General features: G+C 58.9%; 3 protein-coding genes. All 3 read left to right on the top strand.

Features of this window, described 5'->3' with window-relative positions; genetic code table 11:
• Positions 1-84 precede the first annotated feature (84 nt).
• The gene (locus tag Q0349_RS11215) at positions 85-1,041 is read left to right on the top strand and encodes a J domain-containing protein (protein ID WP_298081052.1); all 957 of its coding nucleotides are present in this window, start codon (positions 85-87) and stop codon (positions 1,039-1,041) included.
• Between the two features lie 41 nt (positions 1,042-1,082).
• Positions 1,083-1,487 (top strand): (deoxy)nucleoside triphosphate pyrophosphohydrolase, encoded by a 405-nt coding sequence (locus Q0349_RS11210; RefSeq protein ID WP_298081051.1) that lies wholly within the window; start codon positions 1,083-1,085, stop codon positions 1,485-1,487.
• 83 nt (positions 1,488-1,570) lie between these two features.
• The gene (locus tag Q0349_RS11205; RefSeq protein ID WP_298081050.1) at positions 1,571-1,981 is read left to right on the top strand and encodes a DUF4878 domain-containing protein; all 411 of its coding nucleotides are present in this window, start codon (positions 1,571-1,573) and stop codon (positions 1,979-1,981) included.
• Positions 1,982-2,091 lie beyond the last annotated feature (110 nt).

The following is a 2,091-nucleotide window of genomic DNA, read 5'->3' as shown; positions in this document are numbered from 1 at the left end:
TTTCTATATCAACTACGGATTTGTTTGAGGCAGCATACATTTTAGGACACCACCATAAAACGTCTGGAAATTGTCCGCGCGGCGATGGCGCTGGAAGATGAATCTTTGCTTGCCCTGCAATTGCCCGCCTTGCAAGCGGCGCTGGCACAAATGGACGCTGCCACGAGTACACACGCGGCACTCGCTGAAATCATCCACCTGCTGCAAGGCAGACATTACCCGGAAGCGGTCGCGCGTATTGGCGCGTTTCTCAGCGCGCAGACGGCGCTGGTCGGCTATCTCGACGAGCAATTAGTCGCGTTGCGCTTTGAGCTTGCCGGGCTGGAGCGGGAGATAGCCGCGAAAACGCTGGAGCGCGACGAGATGCAAGAGCAGCTGGAGCATTTTAACCGCGCCTTCTTTGCGCAATGCGGCGCGCCCTTGCAGCAAATTTTCCGCCTGCGCGAGGCAATCGCGCGGCTGGAACTGGAGAAAGAGCGGCGCGCATCAACCGAAGCCGAGGCGCTTTATCAGGCTTTTGCGGAAGCGCAGGCAGCGCGGCAGGCATTTGAGGAAGACCAGCGGCAATCCGAAGAAGCGCAGGCTGCCGAGCCGCCCGCTGCCGAGCTAGATGCCGATGAGGAAGACCGCCTGAAAAAAGCGTACCGCCGTGCCTGCCATTTGTGCCACCCCGACCGGGTCGCGGCGGAATTCAAGGCGCAGGCGGAGGCGTTGTTCAAGGCGTTGGGCGCGGCGTACAAGCGCAAGGATGTGGCGGCGGTGGAGCAGTTTTTGGCGCAGTTGCAGCGCGGGGTATTTACCGCCGCGAGCGAGGCGCTCACCGACCGCGAGGCGTTGCAGGCGCGTATCCGCGAGTTGCGCGCCAGTATTGACGCGCTCAATGCGGAAATCGCCGCGATTGCCGCAGATGAGACGTGGGCGCTGTTGCAGGAGTTTGCCGACGAGGCGGCGTTGCAGGAATATCTGGACGAGCAGCGCGCGCTACTGCTGGCGGAGCTGGAAGTGTTGCAGGAGCGCTGGCAAGCGTTGCTGCACGGCTGATTACGCGGCTTCCGCATACTGAACCTTATGGAGACCCAAAAATGACAAACCACAAACCCCTCAACGTCGTTGCCGCCATCATCGAAAACCCGCAAGGCCAGCTCCTCATCGCCGAACGCCCGGCGGACAAGGCCTGGGCGGGCTATTGGGAATTTCCCGGCGGCAAAATCGAACCGGATGAAAGCCACGAAGCGGCGCTGCTGCGCGAGCTGCGCGAAGAACTCGGCCTTGACCTTGCCAACGAAACGCTCACCCACTACTACCACGGCAGCCGTGGTGCGGAAGTCATCCTTGACTTCTACCACATCCGCCTCACGCGGGACATCGCCCCGCAAGGCCTTGAAGGTCAGCGCTGGCGCTGGGTTACGCGCGCGGAAATCAGCGATTACCGCTTCCCCGAACCCAACACCGCCGTCCTGCAAAAACTGCAAAACGCCTCATCATGAGGCGTTTCCCGTATCGTCTGCACTCCCCGGCAAAACCCGCTATCATCCCCGCGGCAAATCCGCCTGAATCTCCGGAGACATCCATGAAAAAATCCCTGCGTATCCTGACCCTTGCCCTGCTCGCTCTTGTTATCAGCGCTTGCAGCGACAAACAAAGTGACCCCAAAACCTTCGCCAAAGCCTACGTTACCGAAACTCTGAATGGCGACATTGAGCAAGTCATCGCATGGACATACACCTCGCCTGAATTTCTGCAAAAACATCACCTCAGTGCAGACGGCATGAAAGAGCAAATGCGTCAGGCGGGCAAGGTCATGCGCGAACAGACCGAAAAAAATCAGGGGCTCGACAGCGTTACCGTCAATGACATCGCCTATAGCGACGGCAAAACCAAAGCCCGCGCCTTTATTACCATCAAAACCAAAAACGGCGAAAGCCGGAATGATGAAATCCCGCTTATCCAGATAGACGGTAAATGGCGTGCGGGTGAATAAGGCCGCAAGGGCGCTTGCTTAATTAGACCTCTTTCCAAACCAGGCAAAGGGACAGGTTTTTGGAATTTGTATCCCTGCCCCCACCCCAGCCCTCCCCCACGGGGGAGGGA

It is taken from the genome of uncultured Cardiobacterium sp., assembly GCF_938028185.1.
GTDB lineage: Bacteria > Pseudomonadota > Gammaproteobacteria > Cardiobacteriales > Cardiobacteriaceae > Cardiobacterium.
Note: the sequence above shows the minus strand (reverse complement) of the source record. Positions and strands in the feature narration are given on the sequence as shown.

Bases quoted from the DNA above. Each gene is read 5' to 3' on its own strand.
- Q0349_RS11215 (WP_298081052.1), top strand. From the start codon at position 85: ATGGCGCTGGAAGATGAATCTTTGCTTGCCCTGCAATTGCCCGCCTTG.
- Q0349_RS11210 (WP_298081051.1), top strand. From the start codon at position 1,083: ATGACAAACCACAAACCCCTCAACGTCGTTGCCGCCATCATCGAAAAC.
- Q0349_RS11205 (WP_298081050.1), top strand. From the start codon at position 1,571: ATGAAAAAATCCCTGCGTATCCTGACCCTTGCCCTGCTCGCTCTTGTT.